Origin of the sequence: Pseudomonas sp. GOM7, from assembly GCF_026723825.1 — a bacterium.
Taxonomy (GTDB): Bacteria; Pseudomonadota; Gammaproteobacteria; order Pseudomonadales; family Pseudomonadaceae; genus Aquipseudomonas.
Genome location: NZ_CP113519.1, coordinates 3271290 through 3297222 on the forward strand (window position 1 = coordinate 3271290; position 25933 = coordinate 3297222).

General features: G+C 63.6%; 20 protein-coding genes and 5 tRNA genes. 5 read left to right on the forward strand and 20 right to left on the reverse strand.

Annotation, left to right across the window (positions count from 1 at the left end):
* Nucleotides 1–3 precede the first annotated feature (3 nt).
* The 10 genes from folC to leuC form a co-directional block, all read right to left on the reverse strand.
* Entirely contained in the window at nt 4–1281 is a 1278-nt protein-coding gene (gene folC, locus OU800_RS14320) for a bifunctional tetrahydrofolate synthase/dihydrofolate synthase (protein ID WP_268177964.1), read from the reverse strand.
* Nucleotide 1282: 1 nt separating this feature from the next.
* Complete coding sequence (gene accD, locus OU800_RS14325) at nt 1283–2167, reverse strand: acetyl-CoA carboxylase, carboxyltransferase subunit beta (protein ID WP_268177966.1); 885 nt, start codon at nt 2165–2167, stop codon at nt 1283–1285.
* Nucleotides 2168–2296: 129 nt separating this feature from the next.
* On the reverse strand, nt 2297–2914 hold the full coding sequence (locus OU800_RS14330; protein ID WP_268177967.1) for a phosphoribosylanthranilate isomerase: 618 nt from the start codon (nt 2912–2914) through the stop codon (nt 2297–2299).
* Between the two features lie 46 nt (nt 2915–2960).
* Entirely contained in the window at nt 2961–3824 is an 864-nt protein-coding gene (gene truA, locus OU800_RS14335; protein WP_268177968.1) for a tRNA pseudouridine(38-40) synthase TruA, read from the reverse strand.
* 5 nt (nt 3825–3829) lie between these two features.
* A complete protein-coding gene (locus OU800_RS14340) occupies nt 3830–6610 on the reverse strand; it encodes a FimV/HubP family polar landmark protein (RefSeq protein ID WP_268177969.1) in 2781 nt (926 codons plus the stop codon).
* Between the two features lie 155 nt (nt 6611–6765).
* Entirely contained in the window at nt 6766–7776 is a 1011-nt protein-coding gene (locus tag OU800_RS14345) for an aspartate-semialdehyde dehydrogenase (protein ID WP_268177970.1), read from the reverse strand.
* 95 nt (nt 7777–7871) lie between these two features.
* On the reverse strand, nt 7872–8984 hold the full coding sequence (asd, locus tag OU800_RS14350) for an aspartate-semialdehyde dehydrogenase (RefSeq protein ID WP_268177971.1): 1113 nt from the start codon (nt 8982–8984) through the stop codon (nt 7872–7874).
* Between the two features lie 56 nt (nt 8985–9040).
* The gene (gene leuB, locus OU800_RS14355) at nt 9041–10123 is read right to left on the reverse strand and encodes a 3-isopropylmalate dehydrogenase (RefSeq protein WP_268177972.1); all 1083 of its coding nucleotides are present in this window, start codon (nt 10121–10123) and stop codon (nt 9041–9043) included.
* Nucleotides 10124–10213: 90 nt separating this feature from the next.
* Nucleotides 10214–10861: a 3-isopropylmalate dehydratase small subunit gene (leuD, locus tag OU800_RS14360; RefSeq protein ID WP_268177975.1), complete on the reverse strand. Its 648-nt coding sequence runs from the start codon at nt 10859–10861 to the stop codon at nt 10214–10216.
* A gap of 11 nt (nt 10862–10872) precedes the next feature.
* On the reverse strand, nt 10873–12300 hold the full coding sequence (gene leuC, locus OU800_RS14365) for a 3-isopropylmalate dehydratase large subunit (protein WP_268184329.1): 1428 nt from the start codon (nt 12298–12300) through the stop codon (nt 10873–10875).
* A 224-nt stretch (nt 12301–12524) separates the two neighbouring features.
* On the opposite strand from leuC, the gene OU800_RS14370 reads away from it, so the two are divergent.
* Nucleotides 12525–13430, forward strand: coding sequence for a LysR family transcriptional regulator (locus tag OU800_RS14370; RefSeq protein ID WP_268177976.1), 906 nt, complete (start codon nt 12525–12527; stop codon nt 13428–13430).
* 64 nt (nt 13431–13494) lie between these two features.
* Nucleotides 13495–16782 carry a sensor domain-containing protein gene (locus tag OU800_RS14375; protein WP_268177977.1) on the forward strand — a complete coding sequence of 1096 codons (3288 nt, stop codon included), beginning with the start codon at nt 13495–13497 and terminating at the stop codon, nt 16780–16782.
* A 50-nt stretch (nt 16783–16832) separates the two neighbouring features.
* Here OU800_RS14375 and OU800_RS14380 read toward each other — a convergent pair whose 3' ends face one another.
* Nucleotides 16833–17288, reverse strand: a complete 456-nt coding sequence (locus tag OU800_RS14380) for an Hsp20 family protein (RefSeq protein WP_268177978.1) — start codon at nt 17286–17288, stop codon at nt 16833–16835.
* A 223-nt stretch (nt 17289–17511) separates the two neighbouring features.
* Entirely contained in the window at nt 17512–18459 is a 948-nt protein-coding gene (locus tag OU800_RS14385; RefSeq protein ID WP_268177979.1) for a tRNA dihydrouridine synthase, read from the reverse strand.
* A 94-nt stretch (nt 18460–18553) separates the two neighbouring features.
* Here OU800_RS14385 and OU800_RS14390 point away from each other — a divergent pair, with 94 nt between their 5' ends.
* Nucleotides 18554–18934: a hypothetical protein gene (locus OU800_RS14390; protein WP_268177980.1), complete on the forward strand. Its 381-nt coding sequence runs from the start codon at nt 18554–18556 to the stop codon at nt 18932–18934.
* 6 nt (nt 18935–18940) lie between these two features.
* Here the strand turns inward: OU800_RS14390 and OU800_RS14395 are convergent, their stop codons facing one another.
* Nucleotides 18941–19390 (reverse strand): acyl-CoA thioesterase, encoded by a 450-nt coding sequence (locus OU800_RS14395; protein WP_268177981.1) that lies wholly within the window; start codon nt 19388–19390, stop codon nt 18941–18943.
* Nucleotides 19391–19557: 167 nt separating this feature from the next.
* Here OU800_RS14395 and OU800_RS14400 point away from each other — a divergent pair, with 167 nt between their 5' ends.
* Nucleotides 19558–21420, forward strand: a complete 1863-nt coding sequence (locus OU800_RS14400) for a sensor domain-containing diguanylate cyclase (protein ID WP_268177982.1) — start codon at nt 19558–19560, stop codon at nt 21418–21420.
* 160 nt (nt 21421–21580) lie between these two features.
* Here the strand turns inward: OU800_RS14400 and OU800_RS14405 are convergent.
* From OU800_RS14405 to OU800_RS14435, 7 genes are all read right to left on the reverse strand, one after another.
* Nucleotides 21581–21656, reverse strand: a tRNA-Ala gene (locus OU800_RS14405).
* A 47-nt stretch (nt 21657–21703) separates the two neighbouring features.
* A tRNA-Glu gene (locus OU800_RS14410) sits at nt 21704–21779 on the reverse strand.
* Between the two features lie 48 nt (nt 21780–21827).
* A tRNA-Ala gene (locus tag OU800_RS14415) sits at nt 21828–21903 on the reverse strand.
* Nucleotides 21904–21951: 48 nt separating this feature from the next.
* Nucleotides 21952–22027, reverse strand: a tRNA-Glu gene (locus OU800_RS14420).
* Nucleotides 22028–22087: 60 nt separating this feature from the next.
* Nucleotides 22088–22163, reverse strand: a tRNA-Ala gene (locus tag OU800_RS14425).
* Between the two features lie 167 nt (nt 22164–22330).
* A complete protein-coding gene (gltX, locus tag OU800_RS14430; RefSeq protein WP_268177983.1) occupies nt 22331–23812 on the reverse strand; it encodes a glutamate--tRNA ligase in 1482 nt (493 codons plus the stop codon).
* 32 nt (nt 23813–23844) lie between these two features.
* Nucleotides 23845–24765, reverse strand: a complete 921-nt coding sequence (locus OU800_RS14435; protein ID WP_268177984.1) for a LysR family transcriptional regulator — start codon at nt 24763–24765, stop codon at nt 23845–23847.
* A 108-nt stretch (nt 24766–24873) separates the two neighbouring features.
* Here OU800_RS14435 and OU800_RS14440 point away from each other — a divergent pair, with 108 nt between their 5' ends.
* Entirely contained in the window at nt 24874–25923 is a 1050-nt protein-coding gene (locus tag OU800_RS14440; protein WP_268177985.1) for an HlyD family secretion protein, read from the forward strand.
* The last annotated feature ends 10 nt before the right edge of the window (nt 25924–25933 follow it).

Consider the following 25933-nt stretch of genomic DNA (forward strand, 5'->3'; position numbering starts at 1 on the left):
CTGTCAGCCGTGCTCGGCCAACCATTGCAGCGCTTCGGCCACGCAGAAGAATGAACCAAAGAGGAGAATCTCGTCCCCCTCAGCAGCCAGTTGGCATTGCGCCACCAAGGCCTCAGCGACGCTGCCATGCTGGCTGACCTGGGCACCGCGCATGCGCAACTGCTCGGCCAGTTCCGCCGCAGGCCGCGAACGCGGCGTGGCCAGAGGTGCCACAGCCCAGCTCGCAACCAGGCCTTGCAAGGGGGCCACGACTCCGGGCAGATCCTTGTCGGCCAACAGGCCGAACACGGCCAGGCGCCGCCCCACCGGCGGACGGGCTTCTAGTCGCTGCGCCAGGTAGTCGGCGGCATGCGGGTTGTGCCCGACATCCAGGAGCAGGGTCAGGTGCTTGCCCTGCCAGGTCAGCGCACGCCGATCCAGGCGCCCCACCACTCGGGTGGCGAGCAAGGCACGGGTAATGGCTGCCTGATCCCAGGCCAGGCCGAGCAAGGCATAGGCCTGCACGGCCAGGGCAGCGTTCTCCATGGGCAGGTCGAGCAGAGGCAGATCATTCAGGCGCAGGACACGGCCCTGCTCATCCAGACCGAACCAGTCCCAGCCCGTCTCGCCGACACTCAGCCCGTAATCGCGCCCACGCAGGAAGAACGGCGTATCCAGGCGCACCACGGCATCGATCAGCGGCTGCGGTGGATCCAGATCACCACAGAGCGCCGGCTTGCCAGCGCGCATGATGCCGGCCTTCTCGAAGGCCACCGACTCGCGGCTGTCGCCCAGCCAGTCGGCATGGTCGAGACCGATACTGGTGATCAGCGCCAGGTCGGCATCCACCAGATTCACCGCATCCAGACGTCCGCCCAGGCCGACCTCGAGCACCACGGCATCCAGCGCCGCGCGCTCGAACAGCCAGAAGGCCGCCAGGGTGCCCACCTCGAAATAGGTCAGGGAAATCTCGCCACGCGCCGCCTCGACGGCAGCGAAGGCCTGGCACAGCTCGTCGTCGCTGGCCTCGCGGCCCTCGATCAGCACGCGCTCGTTGTAGCGCAGCAGGTGCGGCGAGCTATAGACCCCGACGCGCTGCCCCTGCTCGCGCAGCAGGCTGGCGATGAAGGCGCAGGTGGAACCCTTGCCATTGGTACCGGTGACGGTGATCACCCGTGGCGCCGGCTGGCCCAAGCCCAGGCGCCGCGCCACCTCGCGCGAGCGCTCCAGGCCCATATCGATGGCCGAGGGGTGCAGTTGCTCGAGGTAGGCGAGCCATTCGCCCAGGCTGCGTTCGGTCATGTCATGCCGTGGCCGGCAGGGCCACAGGGGACGGACGATTCATCAGTTGCGCGAGCAGGCGCGCCAGGCGTGGGCGCAGTTCGTCACGCGAAATGATCATGTCGATGGCGCCGTGCTCAAGGAGGAACTCGCTGCGCTGGAAGCCTTCCGGCAGCTTCTCGCGCACGGTCTGCTCGATCACCCGCGGGCCGGCGAAGCCGATCAGCGCTTTCGGCTCAGCGACGATCACGTCACCGAGCATGGCCAGGCTGGCGGAAACGCCGCCGTAGACCGGGTCAGTCAGCACGGAGATGAACGGCAGGCCTTCCTCGCGCAGGCGCGCCAGGGCCGCCGAGGTCTTGGCCATCTGCATCAGCGAGATCAGCGCCTCCTGCATGCGCGCACCACCGGAAGCGGAGAAGCACACCAGCGGGCAACGCTTTTCCAGAGCGACGTTGGCGGCCTGGACGAAACGCTCGCCGACGATGGCGCCCATGGAGCCGCCCATGAAGGAGAACTCGAAGGCGCAGACCGCGATCGGCATGCCTTCGAGGGTGCCGCTCATGGAGATCAGCGCATCCTTCTCGCCGGTCTGCTTCTGCGCGGCGGCCAGGCGATCCTTGTACTTCTTGCTGTCACGGAACTTCAGACGATCGACCGGCTCCAGATCGGCACCGATTTCCTCGCGGCCATCGGCATCGAGGAACAGATCGAGGCGACGACGCGCGCCGATACGCATGTGGTGGTTGCACTTGGGGCAGACATCCAGGGTCTTTTCCAGCTCGGGGCGATAGAGCACGGCCTCACAGGACGGGCACTTGTGCCAGAGCCCCTCGGGCACGGAACTCTTCTTCACCTCGGAACGCATGATCGAGGGGATGAGTTTGTCTACCAACCAGTTGCTCATGCTGTTATCTCTCCATAACCGATGGTCGGAGCGGGCGGCCACACAGCTACCCGCCTCCAGCAATTCGTTTGCGCCGCGTTCAGGCGGCACGACAGCTTAGTGGACGGCACCAGGCGCGCCGCCGTCACATCAGGCTGACGCGACCGCCTGCAGGAATGCGTGAATCTTGCCTGCATCCTTTATGCCTTTTGCCGCCTCCACCCCACCACTGACATCAACGGCGTAAGGGCGAACCTGGGCAATGGCCTGCGCAACGTTGTCCGCCGTCAGCCCGCCGGCAAGAATGATCGGCTTGCCGGCCTCGCACGGTACCAGCGACCAGTCGAACGCCGCCCCCGTGCCACCGGGCACACCTTCGACGAAGGTATCCAGAAGGATGCCGCGCGCACCGGCATAGGGCGCCAGCAGGGCTGCAACGTCCCCGCCGGAACGCACGCGCAGGGCCTTGATGTAGGGGCGGCCATGGCCTTCGCAGTCAGCCGGCGACTCCTCGCCATGGAACTGCAGCAGGTCGAGCGGCACCTGCGCCAGCACCGCCTGCAACTCCTCACGCGGCATGTCGACGAACAGCCCCACGCTGGTGACAAAAGGCGGCAAGGCGGCAACGATGGCCTGCGCCTGCTCGACACTGACCGCACGCGGGCTCTTGGCGTAGAACACCAGGCCAATGGCATCCGCCCCGGCCTCCACGGCGGCCAGCGCATCCTCCACGCGGGTAATGCCGCAAATCTTGCTGCGCACGCGCATTGGCTTCATACCTGTTGGCTGTCGGACGCAGGATGTTAGCAAAGGCCTAGCTCTGCCGCACATCCACCAGGCCGGAAAGAAAGTGTGGCCCCAGGTAGCGCGACGGCAGCTCGAACTTCTCGGGGTATTCGACCTCGACCAGATAGAGACCGTGAGGATGGGCGGTGACGCCGCCACTGCGCCGCTCGCCCCGCTCCAGCACCTCGCGCGCCCACTCCACGGGGCGCTCGCCAGCGCCAATGGTCATCAGCACACCGGCGATGTTGCGCACCATGTGATGAAGGAAGGCGTTGGCACGGATATCCAGCACGATGAAGCGACCATGCTCGATCAGCGCCAGATGATGGATGGTCTTGATCGGCGACTTGGCCTGGCACTGACTGGCGCGGAAGGCGCTGAAATCATGGGTGCCGACCAGAGCCTCGGCCGCCTGGCGCATGCGCTGCAAATCCAGCGGGCGGTGATTCCAGGTGACTTCCTCGGCCATGTGCGCGGGGCGGATCGGATCGTTGTAGATGACATAGCGATAACGCCGCGCCATGGCACTGAAACGAGCATGGAAATGCGCCGGCATGACCTTGGCCCAGGTCACGCTGATGTCCTTGGGCAGGTTCATGTTGGCGCCCATGATCCAGGCATGCAGCGGGCGCTCGACAGCGGTATCGAAGTGCACCACCTGGCCACTGGCATGCACCGAAGCATCGGTGCGACCGGCGCAAATGATGTTCACTGGCGCGCCCCCCGCCACTTTCGACAGCGCCGACTCCAGGCAACCCTGAATGGAAGCGACCTTGCCACTCTGACGCTGGAAGCCGCGATAACGGGCGCCCTTGTACTCGACACCCAGGGCGATTCGGGAAAAGCCAGCGGCCGCCATTTCGGCGGCCGCTACAGGTACTGCATCGGACATGGATCTCAAACCAGCTTGGCAATCATCTCGCGGGCTTCCTGTTGCTGGGCTTCGCTACCCTCGGCAACCACTTCATCGAGAATGTCGCGCGCACCTTCGGCATCACCCATGTCGATATAGGCACGGGCCAGATCCAGCTTGGTCGCGGTCTCGTCGGTGCCGGCGAGGAAGTCGAAATCATCGTCGCCTTCGAGACCCTCGCTCAGGCCATCGCTGGCCGGCAGATCGAAGGTATCGGCCGGCTCGCTGGCCGCTTCGTTCTCGGCGGAAAGCTGTTCCAGCTCGGCACTGACCTCGTCGAGTTGCGCGGCGAAGCTGCCGACATCGGCGGGCTTGGCCGGCTCGTCGTCGGCCAGCGACAGGTCGAAATCGGACGGCAGATTCACTTCGTCAGCCGGGTTTTCCTCGGGCAGATCCAGACTCAGATCGGCCAGCGGATCGAGCTCTTCGGGTGCGGCAGGCTGCTCATCCAGGCTCGCCAGGAAATCATCCGCCTCGTCACTTGTAGCGGGAGCAGCAGGCTCGTCCAGATCGAGGCTGAAGTCAGCCAGCTCGTCGGCCAGCGGCTTGCTCTCGGCAGGCCCGTCATCGAGCGACAGGTCGAAATCCAGGTCATCCACGGCCTTGCTGGCCGGCTGCTCGTCGAGCAGACCGAAATCCAGATCCTCATCCAGCGCCGGGCTCGGCTCGGCCGGCTGCGCGCTGGCCTGCACGTCACGCCCCAGATCGCTCTCCAGGTCATCCAGGCTCAGGTCGAAGGCGTCGTCCAGGTCATCCGTCGCGGTAGCGGTTTCATTGCCGCCATCAGCCAGGCCAATGTCATCGAGGCTGAAATCCAGATCATCCGCTGCCGCACCAGCGGCAACGCCAGCACCGACGAATGCGGCCATGGCCGGATACTTGCTCTTGAGCTGCTCGGCTTCGGCAGTGGCGCCACCGATTTCCCGCAGTTCGTTGTCCTGGCGGGCGAAGCCTTCGCGGTCACCCAGTTCGGCATAGACCTCCATCAGCTTCAAGCGCAGATCAGTACGATGCGGCTCGTCGTTGATGGCGTTGTGCAGCAGCTCGGCGGCCTGATTGAAGCGACCGTAGGCAATATAGATGTCGGCCTCGCCCAGCACGTCGCCGGTTTGCGCGGTCACACGATCCTCTGCAGCCGCCTTGGCCGGCTCATCGTCGAGACCGGCGAAGCTGTCTTCCGGCATGTCCAGCTCTTCGGCGAAGGCGCTGTCCTGAGCGAGCGCCTCGGCCTGCGCCTCATGCTGCTCCGACTCCTTCATGGCATTGCGCCGCGACAGGGCCATCAGACCGACCAGCAGCAGCAACAACGCACCGCCGCCGGCCAGCCCCAGGGTCATTGGATTGCCCAGCAGCTCATCGACAAAGCTGGGCTGCTCCACGGCTGGAGCCGCCGGCTGCGCAGGCTTGGCCGGTTCTGCGGCTGGCGCCTCGCTGGCCGCTGGCGGCGTTTCGACAGCAGGCTCCTGCACGGGCTCGGCAGGCTCTTCGCTGTAGTTGTAATCCGGTGCTGCAGCCGGTTCGGCCGGTGCTGGCTCGGTTGCCGCTGGCGCTTCTGCGGCGGCATTCTCGGCAGGCGCCGGGGCCTGCTCGGCGGCCGGCGCTGCTGGCGCCTCGGGCGTGGCAGCCGGTGTCTGGCCTGCCTGGGCGCTCTCGGCCTGCAGTTTTGCCAGTTGGCTGTCCTTGAGCTCGATCAGGCGTTGCAGCTTGTCCAACTGGCTCTGCAGATCACCGATGCGGCTCTGCAGCTCGGCATTTTCGCGTCGCGTCGAATCCAGGCTCTCCTGAGTCACGGCCAGCTTGTCGGCCAGGGCCTTGCTGTCGGCGGAGCCGGTATCGCTGCCCTGCGTCGCCTTGCCAGTCTCACCCGAAACCAGTTTCAGGCTATCGCCGCGCTCGGCCACGGCCGGAGCGGAGCCCGCTTCGGTGCGGCGCGTAGCGTCGAGCTGGCGCGAAGCAACGTCACGCCCTGCGCGCCAGGCGGCGTTCTGCTCGGCGACCTGAGCGATGGCTTCGGCGTTACTGCGGCTGCGAACCTGCTGCTCGTCGGGCAGACGCAGCACCTGGCCACTCTTCATGCGGTTGATGTTGCCACCGATGAAGGCATCCGGGTTCAGATCCTGAATGGCCAGCATGGCCTGGTGAACGCTACCACCCTCGACGCGCTGAGCGATTTCCCACAGCGTGTCGTTCTTCGCCGTGCGGTATTCATTGCCGGCAATGGCGCGCGACGGTGCAGCAGGCGCGGTGTTCGACCGCGGCGCAGCGCTGCCTGCCACGGGAGCTCGCGGCGCCGCACTCGGGCGTGGCGCGGGCGCAGGTGCGGCGACTGGAGCCTGCGGAGCAGCAGCGGCGGTTTGCGGGGAATACAGAGGCGGGTCAAGCAACAGGGTGTATTCACGCAACAACCGACCATTCGGCCAGAGCACTTCCACCAGGAAGTTCAGATAAGGTTCACGCACCGCCTTGCTGGATGTCACACGAATGACACTCTTACCGTTCGGCTTGAGTATCGGCGTGAACTTCAGGTCGGTGAGGAAGAACTGGCGGTCGACACCCGCTTTGGTGAACTCTTCAGGAGAAGCCAGTTTCGGCACGAGTTCGTCGGAGGTCAGATCGCGCACCTCCAACAATTCGATTTCCGCCACCAGAGGCTGGTTCAGCGAGGATTGCAGGGTCACTTCACCCAACCCCAGCGCATGCGCCATACCGGAAGACAGGGCGGAAGCCGCTGCGATTGCCAGCACCAGTTTGCGAACCCGAACCATAGCGTTATCCCTTGTTTTAACTTCTTTCTCGAAGACGAGAGGGGTTTAGATGAACACCGCCTGCATCCGCTGAATCAGCGGCTCCCCATTCGGTATTCATCCAAACCAGTATTGCCAAGCTAGAAAAATTCTTCAAATTTCTAGGTAAGTATCTTTTACAGATAGTGTTTTATCAACAACTCTGCTATTTGCACGGCATTCAGAGCAGCACCTTTTCGCACATTATCAGACGCAATCCACAAATTGAGCTGAGTCGGATCGGCAACGGCCTGGCGAATACGGCCCACCTGGATCACATCCTGCCCCAGCGCATCCCCCACAACCGTGGGGTAATCCCCCTCCTCTGCCAGCTCGAGTCCGGGCGCCTCGGCCAGGCAAGCAGTAATGGCCGCCACGTCCACCGGAGTATCACTCTCGAGAGTGACCGCCAGGCTATCCCCGAAGAATACCGGCACCTGGGCACAGGTCGCGGCAATGGGCAGGTGCGCATCGCCCAGCAATTGCTGCAACTCCGCTGCCAACCGTGCCTCCAGCCGCGCATGCCCCTGCTCGTCCGGCGTACCGATCTGAGCCAGTACGTTGAAGGCAATCTGCCGATCCACGCCCTGCGGCTCGAACGAACGGCCATTGAGCAACTCGGCGGTCTGCCGTGCCAGCTCCCGCACCCCGGCACGGCCCAGCGTGGAAGCCGACAACATGGCCGTCACCCCGATACGACGGGGCCGCAACAGAGAGCGTAGCGCCTGTGTCACCAGCGCGACAGCGACGGCAGCCGGCGTCGGGCTGCTGAGCAGGAAGGGTGGCCGCTGCGTCGCCAGCCACAGCTCACCTGCCTCGGGCAGCAGGCAGGGCGCCTGGGTCAAGGGCAATGCGGCGGACAGATCGATCAGTGAGCAGTTGGCCGCGACGATCCGCTCCAGGTACTCACGGGTGACCTCGGCACTGGCCGCACAGAACACCAGTTGCGCGGCATTGAAATCGAACGCATCGAGTGCCCTGACCCGCACCTGGCGGTCACGAAACGACAGACTTTTCCCGGCGGATTCATCACTGGCCAGCAGATACAGATCCTTGACCGGAAAATCGCGCTCTTCGAGCAGACTGACCAGCGCTTCACCGATGTTCCCGGTGGCGCCCACGATGGCAATGGAAAGTGACTGGCTCATGAGGAAAACCTGTGACGCGAAGGGAGCGGCACTGTAACCGCGCCCTCGCGCCCAGGCAATCGGCTATCGGCGAGCCCACCGACAGCCGGGACGAATCAACGCTCCAGGAGGATACGCAGCATGCGTCGCAGCGGCTCGGCAGCGCCCCATAGCAACTGGTCGCCCACGGTGAAGGCACCGAGATACTGCGAGCCCATGTTGAGCTTGCGCAGACGCCCGACCGGAACGCTCAGGGTGCCGGTCACGGCAGTCGGGCCGAGGTCGCGGATGGAATCTTCGCGATGGTTCGGCACCAGCTTGACCCAGGGATTGTGCTGGCTGATCAGGCCTTCGATGTCGGCCATCGGCACATCCTTGTTCAGCTTGATGGTCAGTGCCTGGCTGTGGCAACGCATGGCGCCGATGCGCACGCAGATGCCATCCACCGGGATCGGGCTCTTGAAGCGACCGAGGATCTTGTTGGTTTCGGCCTGGGCCTTCCACTCTTCACGGCTCTGCCCGTTCGGCAGTTCCTTGTCGATGTAGGGGATCAGGCTGCCGGCCAGCGGTACGCCAAAGTTGTCCACCGGGAAGGCCTCGCCACGCATGGCCTCGGCCACCTTGCGGTCGATATCGAGAATGGCGCTGGCCGGGTCAGCCAGTTCATCGGCGACGGCACCGTTGATCGCGCCCATCTGCTTGATCAGCTCGCGCATGTTCTGCGCACCGGCACCCGAGGCCGCCTGGTAGGTCATCGCGCTCATCCACTCGACCAGACCGGCTTCGTAGAGGCCGCCCAAGGCCATCAGCATCAGGCTGACGGTGCAATTGCCGCCGATGTAGTTCTTGCTGCCGGCGTCCAGCGCCTGGTCAATCACCTTGCGGTTGACCGGGTCGAGCACGATCACCGCGCTGTCGTCCATGCGCAGCGACGAGGCCGCATCGATCCAGTAGCCCTGCCAACCGGCTTCGCGCAGCTTGGGGAAGACTTCGTTGGTGTAGTCGCCGCCCTGGCAGGTCAGGATCACGTCCAAGCCTTTCAGGTCGTCGATGCTGTAGGCGTCCTTCAGCGGGGCAATGTCCTTGCCAATGGCGGGGCCCTGGCCACCGACATTGGAGGTGGTGAAGAACACCGGCTCGATCAGGTCGAAGTCCCGCTCTTCCAGCATGCGCTGCATGAGCACGGAACCGACCATGCCACGCCAACCGATCAGACCTACACGTTTCATAACGACTACACCTATATGAACAGCCCGCCGGAACCACCCCGGCGGGGCCGAGAAGATTACAGACTACGCAGCGCTTCGACTACTGCATCACCCATGGCAGCAGTACCGACCTTGGTCTTGCCTTCAGACCAGATGTCGCCAGTACGCAGGCCCTGATCCAGCACCAGGCTCACCGCTTTTTCGATGGCGTCGGCAGCGGTCACCTGGCCGAAGCTGTAACGTAGCATCATGGACACCGAGAGAATGGTGGCCAGCGGGTTGGCGATGCCCTGCCCAGCGATGTCCGGCGCAGAGCCATGGCACGGCTCGTACATGCCCTTGTTGTTGGCATCCAGGGATGCCGACGGCAGCATGCCGATGGAACCGGTGAGCATCGAAGCCTCGTCGGACAAAATGTCACCAAACATGTTGTCGGTGACCATCACGTCGAATTGCTTGGGGGCACGCACCAGTTGCATGGCGGCGTTGTCGACGTACATGTGGCTCAATTCGACGTCCGGGTAATCCCTGGCCACTTCCTCGACTACGGCGCGCCACAGCTGGCTGGAGGCCAGGACGTTGGCCTTGTCCACCGAGCACAGCTTCTTGTTGCGCACCATGGCCATGTCGAAACCGACCTTGGCGATACGGCGAATTTCACTCTCACTGTACGGCAGCGTGTCGTAAGCCATGCGCTCGCCGTTTTCCAGCACCTTGCTCTCGCGCGGCTGGCCGAAGTAGATGCCGCCGGTCAGCTCACGGACGATAAGGATGTCCAGGCCGGCGACCACTTCCGGCTTGAGGCTGGAGGCCTCGGCCAGTTGCGGGTAGAGGATGGCCGGACGCAGGTTGCCGAACAGGCCCAGTTGCGAACGGATCTTCAGCAGGCCGCGCTCCGGGCGGATGGCCGGGTCGATGGCGTCCCACTTGGGCCCACCAACGGCGCCGAGCAGCACGGCATCGGCGGCCTTGGCGCGCGCCAAGGTCTCGTCGGCCAGCGGCACGCCATAACGGTCGATGGCCGCGCCGCCCAGGTCATCGAAGCTCAGCTCGAAACCCAGGGCGTACTTGTCGTTGGCCAGGTTCAATACCTTGACCGCCTCGGCCATGATTTCCGGGCCGATACCGTCGCCAGGGAGAACCAGAATCTGCTTGCTCATCTTTTTTCCTTCGGAAATAGCTTCAAGCTGCCAGCCACAAGCACAAGCCGCTTTTACTTGCAGCTTGAAGCGTGCGGCTTGCAGCTCCTGTCATTTGATCGCGCCGAACAACCAGGGGCTGTTCTGCTGGTGTTTGGCCTCGAAGGCCTTGATCGCCTCCTGATCCTGCAGGGTCAGGCCGATGTCGTCCAGACCGTTGAGCAGGCAGTGCTTGCGGAAGGCGTCGACCTCGAAGGCGTACTGCACGCCATCGGGGCGAGTGACGGTCTGCGCCGCCAGATCGATGGTCAACTGATAACCCTCGGTGGCCTCGGCCTGCTCGAACAGCGCGTCCACCTCTTCATCCTTGAGGATGATCGGCAGCAGACCGTTCTTGAAGCTGTTGTTGTAGAAGATGTCGGCGAAGCTCGGCGCGATCACGGTGCGGAAACCGTACTCGTCCAGCGCCCAGGGCGCGTGCTCGCGCGAGGAGCCGCAGCCGAAGTTCTCACGGGCCAGCAGCACGCTGGCCCCCTGATAACGCGGGAAGTTGAGCACGAAATCCGGGTTGATCGGGCGCTTGCTGTTGTCCTGGTTCGGCTGACCGACATCCAGGTAGCGCCACTCGTCGAACAGGTTGGGGCCGAAACCGGTGCGCTTGATCGACTTGAGGAATTGCTTGGGAATGATCTGGTCGGTGTCGACGTTGGCGCGATCGAGCGGGCAGACCAGGCCGGTGTGTTGGGTGAAGGCTTTCATCAAAACTCTCCTCAGGCCTGGATCAATTCGCGCACGTCGATGAAGCGACCGGTCACCGCAGCCGCAGCCGCCATGGCCGGACTCACCAGGTGGGTACGACCACCGGCGCCCTGACGCCCCTCGAAGTTGCGGTTGGAGGTGGAGGCGCAATGCTCACCGCTGCCCAGTTTGTCCGGGTTCATCGCCAGGCACATGGAGCAGCCTGGCTCACGCCACTCGAAGCCGGCCTCGATGAAGATCTTGTCCAGCCCCTCGGCTTCGGCCTGCGCCTTGACCAGGCCGGAACCCGGCACCACCAGCGCCTGCTTGACGGTAGCGGCCACCTTGCGCCCCTTGGCCACCTCGGCGGCGGCGCGCAGGTCTTCGATGCGTGAGTTGGTGCAGGAGCCGATGAACACGCGATCGAGCTGGATAGCGGTGATCGGCTGATTGGCGGTCAGGCCCATGTACTTGAGCGCGCGGGTGATGGAGTCCTTCTTCACCGGGTCGCTTTCGCGCGCCGGATCCGGCACGTTCTGATCCACCGCCAACACCATCTCGGGCGAGGTGCCCCAGCTAACCTGTGGCTTGATGTCCTCGGCTTTCAACTCGACCACGGTATCGAACACCGCATCGGCGTCGGACACCAGGTTCTGCCACTGCGCCACGGCCTTGTCCCAGTCGCTGCCCTTGGGCGCGAACGGGCGATCCTTGACATAGGCGATGGTCTTCTCGTCCACCGCCACCAGGCCCACACGGGCACCGGCCTCGATGGACATGTTGCAGATGGTCATGCGCCCTTCCAGGGACAGGTCGCGAATGGCGCTACCGGCGAACTCCAGGGCATGGCCATTGCCGCCGGCGGTGCCGATCTTGCCAATCACGGCGAGTACGATGTCCTTGGCGGTGACGCCGAACGGCAGCTTGCCCTCGACACGCACCTGCATGTTCTTCATCTTCTTGGCCACCAGGCACTGGGTGGCAAGCACGTGCTCGACCTCGGAAGTGCCGATGCCGTGGGCCAGCGCGCCGAAAGCGCCGTGGGTGGAGGTGTGCGAGTCGCCGCAGACCACGGTCATGCCGGGCAAGGTGGCGCCCTGCTCCGGGCCGACCACGTGAACGATGCCCTGGCGCACGTCGTTCATCTTGAATTCGAGGATGCCGAAGTCATCGCAGTTCTCGTCCAGGGTCTGTACCTGGATGCGCGAGACCTCGTCGGCAATGGCTTCGAGGCCGCCCTGGCGCTCGGCCTTGGTGGTCGGCACGTTGTGATCCGGCGTGGCGATGTTGGCGTCGATGCGCCACGGCTTGCGCCCAGCCAGGCGCAGCCCCTCGAAAGCCTGCGGCGAGGTCACTTCGTGGAGGATGTGACGATCGATGTAGATCAACGAGGAACCGTCGTCGCGACGTTTCACTTCGTGCATTTCCCAGAGCTTGTCGTAGAGCGTCTTGCCGGCCATCAGCCTATACCTCATCAGCGTCTTTCTATACCCGGGCGAAATGGCCCTGCGGCTTATGGGGTGAAATGCTATGATCACGAGACGAATAACTCAAATTCATATTTTTCATCCAGAGGATTCCAGAAAGGAATCCATTTCAAGCTGCAAGCGTCAAGCTACAAGCCGGAAGCAAAGACCGAGCGGCCCAGCTTGTGCCTTGCAGCTTGCCGCTTGGAGCTGCTTCTATGGATCTGGCCAACCTCAACGCCTTCATCGCCATCGCCGAAACCGGCAGTTTCTCCGAAGCCGGCGAGCGCCTGCATCTGACACAACCAGCCGTGAGCAAGCGCATCGCCGGCCTGGAACAGCAACTGGGCGTGCGCCTGTTCGACCGCCTGGGCCGCGAGATCGGCCTGACCCAGGCCGGCCGCGCCCTGTTGCCACGCGCCTACCAGATACTCAACGTGCTGGACGATACGCGTCGCGCATTGACCAACCTGTCCGGTGAGGTCAGCGGCCGCCTCACCCTGGCCACCAGTCACCACATCGGCCTGCATCGCCTGCCCGCCCTGCTGCGCGCCTTCACCCGCGCCCACCCGCAGGTGGCACTGGACATCCAGTTCCTTGACTCGGAGGTGGCGTATGAAGAAGTGCTGCATGGCCGTGCCGAACTGGCGGTGATCACCCTCGCCCCGGAAACCCGCGAGCCGATCCGTGCCGTCGCCGTATGGGACGACCCACTGGACTTCGTCGCCGCGCCAGAGCACCCGCTGGCGCGCAGCCAGGTGATCAGCCTGGCCGACGTGGCCCAGCACCCGGCGGTATTTCCCGGCGGCAACACCTTTACCCATCACATCGTCCAGCGCCTGTTCGAGGCCCAAGGCCTGACCCCCAATATCGCCATGAGCACCAACTACCTGGAAACCATCAAGATGATGGTCTCCATCGGCCTGGCCTGGAGCGTGCTGCCGCGCACCATGCTTGACGACCAGGTCACCCGCCTGCCCATCCCCGGCATTCAGCTAAGCCGGCAACTGGGCTACATCCTGCATACCGAGCGCACCCTGTCGAACGCCGCCCGCGCCTTCATGGACCTGCTCGACAGCCAGCGCGACGACCTTGCACAAGCAGCCATGCACCGTCTAACGTGAGGGCACAATACCAAGAACACATATTCATCATGCGCACCGCGCACCATCGGAGGACGGCTCGGCCATGGCCAGATCGACTGACCAGACTCCGCCCTTGCCTTACATTCCGGCGATGGATCCCGCCGAATTCGAGCAAACCTGGCAAGACGCGCAGCGCCTGCTGGCCGCTCTCAATGGCGCCCATCTCGGCACCTGGTACTGGGACATTCGCAGCGGCCAGGTGAGCTGGTCACGCGGCGCTCAGGCACTGTTCGGCCTGGATCCCAACCGGCCGGTCACGCAACCACTGAACTACTTCGAGCTGATTCCGGAAGAAGAACGCCCCGCGATTCTGGCGAAGTTCGACGCCATCGTCAGGGGCGAACAGATCTTCGATGTCCTGCGCCATCGCATTCGCTGGCCCGATGGCAGCCTGCACTGGCTGGAAATCACCGGCAGCCTGCGACAAGAGGCAGACGGCAGCCAACGCATGTTCGGCGTGATCCGTGACATCAGCGCGCAACAGGAACGCGCCGCCGCCCTGCGTGCGTCGGAACAGCGCTTCGCCAGCCTGTTTCGTCTGAGCCCGGACATCATGATGCTGGTGCGCTACGAAACCAGCGAGATCCTCGAGGTCAATCAGCACTTTTCCCAGGCCTTCGGCTGGGCCAGCGATGAGGTGCTGGGCCGTAGCACCCATGAACTGAACATCTGGGTGCACAGCGAACAACGCGAGCAACTGCGCCAGCAAGCCCCGCTCAGCCGTGACCCGCTGATCCAGGAAGTGCAACTGCGCACACGCAACGGCACCATCCTCGACGGCGTGCTCTCCAGTCAGTACATCGAGTTGCAAGGCGATAACATGTTGCTCTGCACCTTCCTCGACACCAGCGCGCGCAAACGGGCGGACAATGCCCTGCGGGCCAGTGAGGAGAAGTTCGCCAAAGCCTTCATGCACACCCCCGATGCCGTCTCCATTTCCGATATCGCGAGCGGGCGCTTCATCGAGATCAATCCCAGCTTCGAGCGGCAATTTGGCTGGACGAATACCGAGGCCATCGGCCGCACCTCACTGGAGCTGGGCATCTGGGGCTCGGCCAGCGAGCGCCAGCGCATGCTCGACGCCCTGCACGATGGCCAGCTGAACAACCTCGAAGTGCGCCTGCACAGCCGCGATGGCAGCACCAGCAGCAACCTGCTGTTCGGCGGCCCCATCGAGCTGGACGGCAATACTTATCTGATCCTGACCATTCGCAACATCACCGAGCAACGCTTACAGGAACGGGCCCTGAAAGAAAGCCAGGAGCGTCTCAAACTGGCCCTGGATTCGGCCGAGCTGGGTACCTGGGACTGGCACATTCCAACGCAACGCCTGTACGCCAGTGCCCGCGCGGCAGAACTGCAAGGGCTGCCGGCCACCCCCTTCGACGGCGACTTTCTGAGCTTCTTCAACCACGTACCGATGAGTGATCGCCAAAACCTGCGCCAGAGCTATCTGCAATTGGTGGAGCAACGGCAGACGCACTATCAGGTGACCTATCGGGTCAATCTGGACAAAGGCAATCTGCGCTTTCTGGAAAGCACCGCCAAACTGCAGCTCGACGAAGCCGGCCAGCCACTGCGCATGGTCGGCACCCTGCTCGATATCAGCGAGCGCGTGCAGCGCGAGCAACGCCTAAAAGCCTCGGAGGAGAAGTTCGCCAGGGCTTTTTATTCCAGCCCCGACGCCATCATCATCAGCGAGCGCGACAGCGGGCGCTATATCGAGGTCAACCAGGGCTTTACCCGTATCACCGGTTACGAAGACTGGGAGGCAGTCGGCAAGACTGTCTACGAGCTGAACATCTGGGCCTGCCCGGAAGAGCGCAGGCAGATGATCGAGGATCTGCTGCTACACGGCCAGGTACTACACCGGGAAATGCACGGCAGGCACCGCAACGGCGAAGTGTTGTTGGTGGATGTCTCCGTGCAGCCCATCGAAATCGAGGGCACCCCCTGCCTGCTGCTCACCGCCCGTGATATCAGCGAACTGAAGCAGGCGCAGGCACAGGTGCAACACCTGGCCTATCACGATGCCCTGACCAACCTGCCCAACCGCGCCCTGCTGATGGAGCGCCTGACCCAGCAGATCGCCCTGCACAAACGCCTGGCCATGCATGGTGCCCTGCTGTTCATTGATCTCGACCACTTCAAGCACATCAACGACTCGCTCGGCCACCCGGTGGGCGACGCCGTACTGCGCCTGATCACCGCACGCCTCGAGGCTAGCGTGCGCGAAGAGGACACCGTCGCCCGCCTGGGCGGTGACGAATTCGTCGTGCTGATCTCCGGCCTGGAAAGCAAACGCTCGGAAGCCACCCGGCAGGTGCGCCAGGTGGCGGAAAAGCTGCGCCATCTGCTGGCCCAGCCGATGCTGCTCGACGGCCACCAACTGCAGGTCACGCCCAGCATCGGCATCGCCCTGATTCCCGATCATGGTGACAACCCGGCAGATCTGCTCAAACGCGCCGATATCGCCCTGTATCGCGCCAAGGACTCCGGGCGCAACACCATCCAGTTATTCCGCAGCACCATGCAGGACGCCGCCAGTGCACGCCTGCGCCTGGAGAGCGAGCTGCACCTGGCCCTGGCCCGCGGCGAATTCGAGCTGTACTTCCAGCCACAGGTGGACGCCAGCAGCGACCGCATCGCCGGGGCGGAGGTTCTGCTGCGCTGGCGCCACCCGGAACAGGGCATCCTCTCGCCGCTGCACTTCATCGAAGTGCTCGAGGAAAGCGGCCTGATCATCGAGGTGGGCGGCTGGGTGCTGGCAGAAGCCTGCCACGTCTGCGCCCGCCTGCTGGCAGATGAGCTGATCAGCGCCGGCCAGTTCAGCCTGTGCGTCAACATCAGCCCCCGGCAATTTCGCCAGCACGAGCTGGTCGAACGGATCGCCAACTGCCTGCGCGAAAGCCAGTTGCCCAATGCCATGCTCAAGCTGGAAATCACCGAAGGCATCGTCATCCAGAACATCGAGGACACCATCGGCAAGATGCTGCGCCTGAAGAAGCATGGTGTCAGCTTCGCCATGGACGACTTCGGCACCGGCTACAGCTCGCTGACCTACCTCAAGCGCCTGCCGGTGGACATGCTGAAGATCGACCAGTCTTTCGTGCGCGAAGCCAACCACGATACCAACGATGCCGAGATCGTTCGCGCCATCATCGCCATGGCGCGCAGCCTCAACCTGGAAATGATCGCCGAGGGCGTGGAAAAGCAGGAGCAACTGGACTTTCTGCGCGCGCAAGGCTGCCATCACTACCAGGGTTACCTGTTCAGCAAGCCCCTGCCGGAGGGCGAATTCCGCGCCCTGCTGAGCCGGCAGCGCGGCTGAAATGCAGAAGGCGCCCCGTGGGGCGCCTTCCGTTCATGCATCCGACCGGATCAGTTGTCCTCCAGCGCCGGACGCTGGTTGCTGCCGATGGGGATGCGCTTGGGCTTGGCCTCTTCCGGCACGATGCGCTCCAGCTCGACACTCAGCAGGCCGTTGGCCAGGTTGGCGCCCTTGACCTCGATATGGTCGGCGAGGCGGAACGACAGCTTGAAGGCGCGCTGGGCGATGCCCTGGTGCAGGTAGCTGATGCTCTCGGCGCTACGGTCACGCTTGTTGCCCACCACGCTCAGCACACCGTTCTCGACCTGCAGCTCCAGGTCTTCTTCCTGGAAACCAGCAGCCGCGACCACAATGCGATAGTGGTCATCGCCATGCTTCTCGACGTTATAGGGCGGGTAGGAGCTGCCGGCATCGTTGCTGCGCAGGGCAGACTCAAACAGATCATTGAAACGGTCGAAACCGACGGATTGGCGGAACAGAGGGGCCAAAGAAAGTACGTTGCTCATGAGTATTCTCCTGATTTCAGCAAGTTTCACGATGCGGAACCCGACTTCGGCATCCCGCAGTGACTTATCTAGGGGCGGCCAGAAGAATTTCAAGGCATGCACGATCACCGCGCGCAAGGTTGTGGATGGCGTAGGGTGCGCCGTGCGCACCAAGAGCCGAACCGTAGCCCGGATGTAATCCGGGAAAATGCGCCTCCCTGGATTTCATCCAGGCTACGAGACCTTAGCTGGAGGGCATCAGCAGCCGGTCGATGCGCTCGCAATCTTGCTCACGGCGTATCTCGGCAAACAAGGCCACGGCTTCCGGGTAGGTACGGGTGAGCATCGCCAGCCATTGTTTCAGTCGGCCTGGCGCATAGCGCGGCGCCAGTTTGCGCCGCGCCTGCTGCCAGAAGTCCTGCAACAGCGGCTGCAACTCGGCCCAGCTCATTTCCTCCGGCGCCTGCCCCGCCCTGACCGCCGCGATCTGCCGTGCCAGGCCAGGGCGGGACACCAGGCCGCGCCCCAGCATGATGTCCTCCACACCACTGATCTCCCGGCAGCGACGCCAGTCCTCCAGCGTCCACACCTCGCCGTTGGCGAACACCGGCACCGCTACCACCTCCTGCACCCGCGCCACCCATTCCCAGTGCGCTGGCGGCTTGTAGCCCTCGACCTTGGTGCGCGCATGCACCACGATCTGACTCGCACCACCCTCGGCGAGCGCACGGGCGCAATCCAGCGCCCCACTCTTGTCCTCGAAGCCCAGCCGCATCTTCGCCGTCACCGGAATCTCGGCCGGCAGCGTGCGCCGTACCTCGCGGACGATGGCGTGGAGCAGCTCCGGCTCCTTGAGCAGCACGGCGCCGCCGCGCGACTTGTTCACCGTCTTGGCCGGGCAGCCGAAGTTGAGGTCGATCACCGGTGCCCCGAGGGTGCAGGCGAAGGCGGCATTGTCAGCCAGGCATTGCGGGTCGGAGCCAAGGAACTGCACGCGCATCGGCGTACCGGCCCGAGTGCGCGCACCGTCGAACAGCTCGGGCGCCAGCTTGTGGTAGGTGGCCGCAGGCAACAGCCGCTCACTGACACGAATGAACTCGGTGACGCACCAGTCGATTCCGCCGATGCGGGTGAGGAGGTCGCGCAGGATCTCGTCGACCAGCCCTTCCATGGGCGCCAGGGCAATTTGCATGAGGTGATCCGGAAAAAGGGGGCGCACAGTTTAAGGGGTCGCGCGCGCCACGCAAGATGGGCGAAACTGGCCACATTGCAAACGGAGAGCCCCCATGCGCCCTGTCATATGCGCCCTGCTCGGCCTGCTCTGCATGACGACTCAGGCCAGCGAAAATCTGCCCCCGCCATCGGATCCGGTGGCCGATGCCCCGGCCCGGCTGATCGTCAGCCGCGACGAGCAGGCACCGAACGCCTGTGACGTGGAGCTGTACGTCAACCAGCAAGTGGTGGCCACGCTCGGCCCGGGGGAACGTACCAGCCTGGACTTGCCCAGCGGGGAACAGAGTCTGGCCGTGGCGATTTCACCGGAAGGCTATTGCGGCGGTACTGGCCCGCAGACCATGCAGTCGATACTGCTGAACCCGGGGGAAACCCGCCAGTTCGAGGTAAAGGTGGAACCCGATCAGGTGTTTCTCGCACCACGACTCGAATGAATGACATTACGCCTGCGGCACAGAAACTGGCAGCAAGGCCCTGCCATAACCCTCGATGAACTCCGCCGGCATGCGCTTGGGTCGACCGCTGGACAACTCGATGCAGACGAAGGTGGTCTTGGCTCTTAGCAGGGTCATGCCATCTTCCGGGCGCAGCAACTGGAAACGCCGATCCATCTTCAGGCGCTGGTCGGATTCGACGATCCAGGTGGCCATCTGCAAGTGCTGCCCTTCGTAGGCACTGGCCAGGTAATCGATCTCGTGGCGCACCACGGCCATGGCCCGATCCAGGCGGCGATATTCGACCAGGTCCAGTCCCAGGAACTGCGAATGACGCCAGGCGCAGCGTTCCAGCCAGGTGACATAGACCGCGTTGTTGGCATGGCCAAGGCCATCGATGTCCTCGGCAGTCACCTCGATGTCGATGACGAAGGGGCTGGGCAACTCCCACTGCATGGCTATACCTCCAGTTTTGCCGGTCGCGCGCCGAGCTGAGTGGTACTGCGCACGGGGCCGCCATGATACGACGCACAGCCAATCCCTGCAGCGCCAGAGCTTTCTCCCCATGATCTCATCGCGCCATAATGCGCGATGCACTTGCCTGAGAGCCCGAGAACGAGCAATTGACTGCCACCCTGCGCCTATTGATGCTGCTGTTGCTACCTGCACTGACCTGGGCCAAGAGCCTGCCGCTGCCGGCCGATCACACCCAGATGCTACCTGGCCCCTACATGTTCGTCTGGAAGGATCCGAACGGCCAGGCCGACTTCAAGCAGGTCAGCACCCTGCCCGACTCCGCCTGGCAAGCCGTGGGCCGGCGCGATGCCAGCTTCGGCTACGGCGGCAATGCCTACTGGCTGCGTCTGGACGTGCATAATCCGCACGACCGTTCGCTGGATTGGATACTGGTGATCGGCAATCCGCTGCTCGACCAATTGGATGCCTATGGCCTGGACGGTGAGCGCATCTACCGCGCCGGCGACCAGCGCCCCTTTGCCTGGCGCTGGCTCGAACACCGCCAGTTGCTGTTGCCGCTGCGAGTGGAGCCTGGCGAGCAGCAGCGTATTTGGCTGCGCATGCAGACCGCAGGCTCGGCCAACCTCAGCGCCAGCCTGATGACACACGCAACCTTCAACCACCAGGAACAACTCAACCTGTTGCTGCAAGGCCTGTTCTTCGGTGCCTTGATTGCGATGCTCATCTACAACCTGAGCATCTTCTGCATCACCCGCGACCGCAATTACCTCTGGTACAGCCTGTTCGTCGCCAGCTTCAGCCTCTACCAGTTCATCCAGCTCGGTTTCGCCCAGCAATGGTTGTGGCCTAACGCCCTGGCCTGGCAGCAGTTGAGCTTCCCGTTCATGTCGGCACTGGCGACGCTCTTCGGCATCCATTTCACCTATGGGGTACTGGAACTGGACAAGGCCCCCAAGGCCTATCGCTGGACAACCCAGGCGCTCAAGGCCTGTTGTTGGCTGGTGTTGGGCATGGCCTTGTTCGGCCCTTACACACCGGCCCTGTTCGGCAGTTTCGCGCTGCTGATCGCCTGCGCCCCCGTGGCTTTCATCATCACCCTGCTGCGCTGGCGCGAAGGCTATACAGCGGCACGCCTGTTCGCCCTCGGCTGGTTCGTGCTGATCACCGCCAGCCTCGCCAGCATCCTCACTGGCACGGGCCTGCTGCCCTACTCGCTACTGACCCTGCACGCCCAGCAGATGGGTGGGCTGATCGAGATGACGGTGTTCTCCATCGCTCTCGCCGCGCGCATCCGCCAGGCGCAACAGGCCAAACGCCAGGCCCAGGCCAAGCTGATCGAGCAGGAACGCCGCCTCGGCCTCGAACAGGCCAAACGCCTGGAGCTGCAGCAACAGATCAGCGAAAACCTGGAGCAACGCGTCCAGGAGCGCACCGCAACCCTGCAGGACACTCTGCAGCAGTTATCCCAGGCCAACCAGCGTTTGGCGGAGTTGAATCGTCATGACGGTCTCACCGGCTTGCTCAACCGGCAGACACTGAGCGAGGAGCTGACACGTGCCTGCTTCCGCGCCATGCGCAGCCAGCAACCATTGGCCGTGCTGATGCTGGATCTGGATCATTTCAAACAGGTCAATGACCGGCATGGCCACCTGGCTGGTGACGCCTGCCTGCGCCATGCCGCCCAGCGCATCCGCCAGCGTCTGCGCAGCAGCGACTGGCTAGCGCGCTTCGGCGGCGAAGAGTTCGTCGCCCTGCTCGACAGTACGGATATGACCGGCGCGCTCGACCTGGCCGAACAATTGCGCGAAGACCTGGCCAGCAATCCCTGCCCCTATCAACAGCAGTCGATCCCGCTGAGCCTGAGCATCGGCCTGCATGCCGGAACGCCGAGCACCCCCGCTTGCGGCGAACACTGGCTCGACCTCGCTGACCGCGCGCTTTATCGCGCCAAGGCAGGCGGCCGTAACCGTGTGGCCTGTTACGAAGAGCAAGCGCTCGACAACGCCTGAGCAGTGCCCACAAACAAAAAGGGGCCGCTTCCGAAGAAGCAGCCCCTGGTTCCGCAAACGCGGCAAAAAATGATGTTCCTGCGCCCCTGCGAGCACCACGAAAAACCAGTGCGAAGGGGCGAAATGACGAGGCCAGCACTAGGCTGGCCTCGTTTGCGATTGGTGGAGCTAAACGGGATCGAACCGTTGACCTCTTGCATGCCATGCAAGCGCTCTCCCAGCTGAGCTATAGCCCCGAAACCTTGCGGTCGGCTCGCAACGCCTGCGCGCTGCGACTGGAAAATGGCGTCCCCTAGGGGACTCGAACCCCTGTTACCGCCGTGAAAGGGCGGTGTCCTAGGCCACTAGACGAAGGGGACGGAACCTTCGATGAACAAGGCCAGCACTTGGCTGGCCTGGTCAGTGTTTGGTGGAGCTAAACGGGATCGAACCGTTGACCTCTTGCATGCCATGCAAGCGCTCTCCCAGCTGAGCTATAGCCCCGAAACCTTGCGGTCGGCTGCAACGCCTGAGCGTTGCGGCTGGAATAAGTGGCGTCCCCTAGGGGACTCGAACCCCTGTTACCGCCGTGAAAGGGCGGTGTCCTAGGCCACTAGACGAAGGGGACGCAAGACCCTGATCGTGAACCGACTCACATCGATTCTGGCACTCCCGAAGGAGCCGAGATTGGTGGAGCTAAACGGGATCGAACCGTTGACCTCTTGCATGCCATGCAAGCGCTCTCCCAGCTGAGCTATAGCCCCATCTCGAGGACGGGGCGCATGTTAAGAGCGCCCCGAGTGCCTGTCAACAACATTTTTCCTGACGGGCAAAATTTTTTGCCACTAGAACAACTACTTACAGCCAACCCTGTGCTCGAACGCCTGGGCTGTTGAGCATCGGTGCGCATGGCGCCCCCCCTACGCAGCCTTCAACCGATGCTGGCCAGCAGCTTCTCCCACTCCTTGGTTTCTTTCTTCGAGGTACCGCCAAGCAGCTCCAGCGCCTGGCGCAAGCGGAAACGGGTCAGATCCGGGCCGAGGATTTCCATGGCATCGAGCACGGACACCGAGCTGGCCTGGCCGGTGATGGCGGCGAACATCAGCGGCATGGCATCACGCAGCTTCAGCTCCAGGTGTTCCACCACCGCTTGAATGCAGCCGGTGATACGGTCCTTCTCCCACTGGCGCAACGCTTCGAGCTTCCACAGGATCAGTTGCATCAACTGGCGCACCTGATCCGGCGACAGCTTCTTGTGCTCGAACAGCTTGGCGTCCAGGTTCAGCGCGCCGGAGAAGAAGAAGCCGGCCAGCGGTGCGATCTGGCTGAAGGTCTCCACCCTGCCCTGCACGTGCGGCGCGATCCTCATCAGATACTCGGGGTTGAGCGCCCACTTCTGCACTTCGGCGGCAAAGGTTTCCACCGGCAGCTCACGCAGCCACTGGCCGTTGAGCCAGGAGAGCTTCTCCAGGTCGAAGATCGGCCCGCCCAGCGATACCCGGTTGATGTCGAAGTGCTCGATCATCTCGGCCAGGGAGAACTTTTCGCGCTCGTCCGGCATCGACCAGCCCATACGACCGAGGTAGTTGAGCATGGCCTGCGGTAGATAGCCCATGCGCTCGTAGAAGGTGATGCTGGTGGGGTTTTTGCGTTTGGACAGCTTGCTCTTGTCCGGATTACGCAGCAGCGGCATGTAGCACAGTGCTGGCTGCTCCCAGCCGAAGTATTCGTAGAGCTTGATCAGCTTGGGTGCCGACGGCAGCCACTCTTCACCGCGCAGCACGTGGGTGATGCCCATCAGGTGATCGTCGACCACGTTGGCCAGGAAGTAGGTGGGCAGGCCATCGGCCTTCATCAGCACCTGCATGTCCATGCGATCCCAGGGGATCTCGACATCGCCACGGAGCATGTCCGGCACCACGCAGACGCCCTCGCTGGGCACCTTCATGCGCACCACGTGGGACTCGCCCGCGGCGATACGGCGCTGCGCCTCGGCCGGGTCAAGATGCATGCAGTGACCGTCGTAACGCGGGGTTTCCTTGTTGGCCATCTGCTGCGCGCGTACTTCATCGAGGCGCTCGGCGGAGCAGAAGCACGGGAAGGCATGGCCCTTGGCGACCAATTCGTCCGAGTACTTCTGGTAGATCTCGCCACGCTCGCTCTGCCGGTACGGGCCATGCGGGCCACCAACGTCCGGGCCCTCGTCCCATTCGATACCCAGCCAGCGCAGCGCATCGAAGATCTGCTGCTCAGACTCACGGGTCGAGCGCAACTGGTCGGTGTCTTCGATACGCAGGATGAACTGGCCACCGTGCTGACGAGCGAAGCACAGGTTGAACAGCGCGATATAGGCAGTGCCGACATGGGGATCGCCAGTCGGCGATGGCGCGATACGGGTACGAACGGTGGTCATGAATGCTCTCGGAAGGAAGACACGAGGGTGAATCAAGCGGGCGATGTTAGCAGGCTGACCGGCCCCGGCTCCAGCAACCCGCCACGGGTGATGGGCAAGGCAGCGATGAGGAAGTCGAGAAAGGCCTTGACCTTCATCGCCTGGAAACGCCGTGACGGATAGATCGCGTAGATCTCCCCCACCGGCAACCGCGCATCGGGCAGCAGCTCGATCAGGCGTCCGCTGCGCACCGCGTCTTCACTGATCATCACCGGCAGGCCGGCGATGCCCGCCCCAGCCACCGCCGCCTCACGGGCGAACGTGATGTTGTTGCAGGTCAATACCCGCTGGCAGGGCACGCTTGCATCCAGCAGCGGCCAGTAACGCGGCGCGTCGTGCTGCAAGAGGATGGCCCGATGCCCCTCCAGCTCCGCCACGCTGCGCGGCGTACCATGGGCAGCAAGGTAGGCCGGGCTGGCGCAGAGACGCCGACCGCTCTCGAACAGCTTGCGTGCGATCAGGCTGGAGTCCTGTGGCTGACCGACCAGAATGGCGATGTCTACCCCCTCCTCCAGCGGATCCACCAGGCGCGAGGTCAGTTCCACTTCGGCATTGATCTGCGGGTACTGGCGCATGAACTCGCCCAGCACGCGGCCGAGGAACAACTGGCCAAACTCGATGGGCGCACTGATGCGCAACAGGCCCGATGGCTCGTGCTGTAGCTGCATCACCGCCTGCTCGGCCTCGGCGAAATCGAGCATGATCTGCCGACACCGCTCGTAATAGGCCTGGCCCACTTCGGTCAGGCGCAGCTTGCGTGTGGTGCGATTGAGCAGGCGTACACCGAGGCGCTCCTCGAGCAGGACGATGCGCCGACTCACGGTGGATTTCTGCATGCCCAGGCTGACGGCAGCCTGGGTGAAGCTGTGGCACTCCACCACGCGGGTGAAGATCAATGCGTCATCCAGCCCCATGATTGTTCCTCATAAGCAACAAAGCATGCCCAGTCTAGCCTCTACTAGCGCCAGCGGAACACTGTTAAATTTGCTTACATTCACTCCGTTTCCCCTCGAGCCTCATGCATGCCCGTCCAACTGCAACGCCGTCTTCTCATCTTCGTGACCCTGCTGGTTCTGATAATCGCCGCCCTGTTCGGCCACTGGCTGCTGGTCGGGCGCTACCACGAGAGTACCGACAACGCTTACGTTCAGGGCGAGATCACGCGCATTTCCAGCCAGTTGAATGCACGCATCGAACAAGTGCTGGTGCACGATAACCAGCACGTGGAAGCCGGCGAACTGCTGGTCACCCTGGAGGATGCCGACTTTCGTCTGGCGCACCAGCGCGCCGTCGCCGCTCTGGACACCCATCGGGCCGAACGCGCCCAGGCGCAGAGCAAGCTCGACCAGCAGGCCAGCCTGATCGCCGCCAGCCAGGCCGATGTCGCCGCCAGTCAGGCGACCCTGGAGCGCGCGCAGTTGGATCTGAACCGTGCCCAGACCCTGCGCAAGCCCGGTTATGTCTCCGAAGAGCGCGTCACCACCCTGGCTGCCGACAACCGGGTGGCCCGTTCGCAAGTCTCCAAGGCGCAGGCCGATCTGCAGGCGCAGCGTCAGCAGGTGGCCAGCCTGGAGGCCGAGATCAAGCGCCTGGACGCCCAGATTCTCTCCGCTCAGGCTGACCTGGAACAGGCCGATCTCAACCTCTCGCGCACGCAGATTCATGCGCCGATCAGCGGCTTCGTCGGCCAGCGCTCGGCGCGTGAAGGCCAGGTGGTGCAGAGCGGTGCCTACCTGCTATCGCTGGTACCGGACCAGGACATCTGGGTGCAGGCCAACTTCAAGGAAACCCAGATCGGCCAGATGCGCCCGGGGCAGAAAGCCGAGCTGCGCTTCGACAGCTACCCCGACACCCCCATCGAGGGCCGCATCGACAGCCTGTTCGCCGCCTCCGGCGCGCAGTTCAGCCTGCTGCCGCCGGACAACGCCACCGGCAACTTCACCAAGGTGGTGCAGCGCATTCCGGTGAAGCTGACCTTCGCCGCCGACAACCCGCTGCACGGTCTGATCCGCCCCGGCATGTCGGTGGAAGTCAGCGTCGACCTGCGCAGCGACCAACACCATGGCGGGTGATGCCCTGATC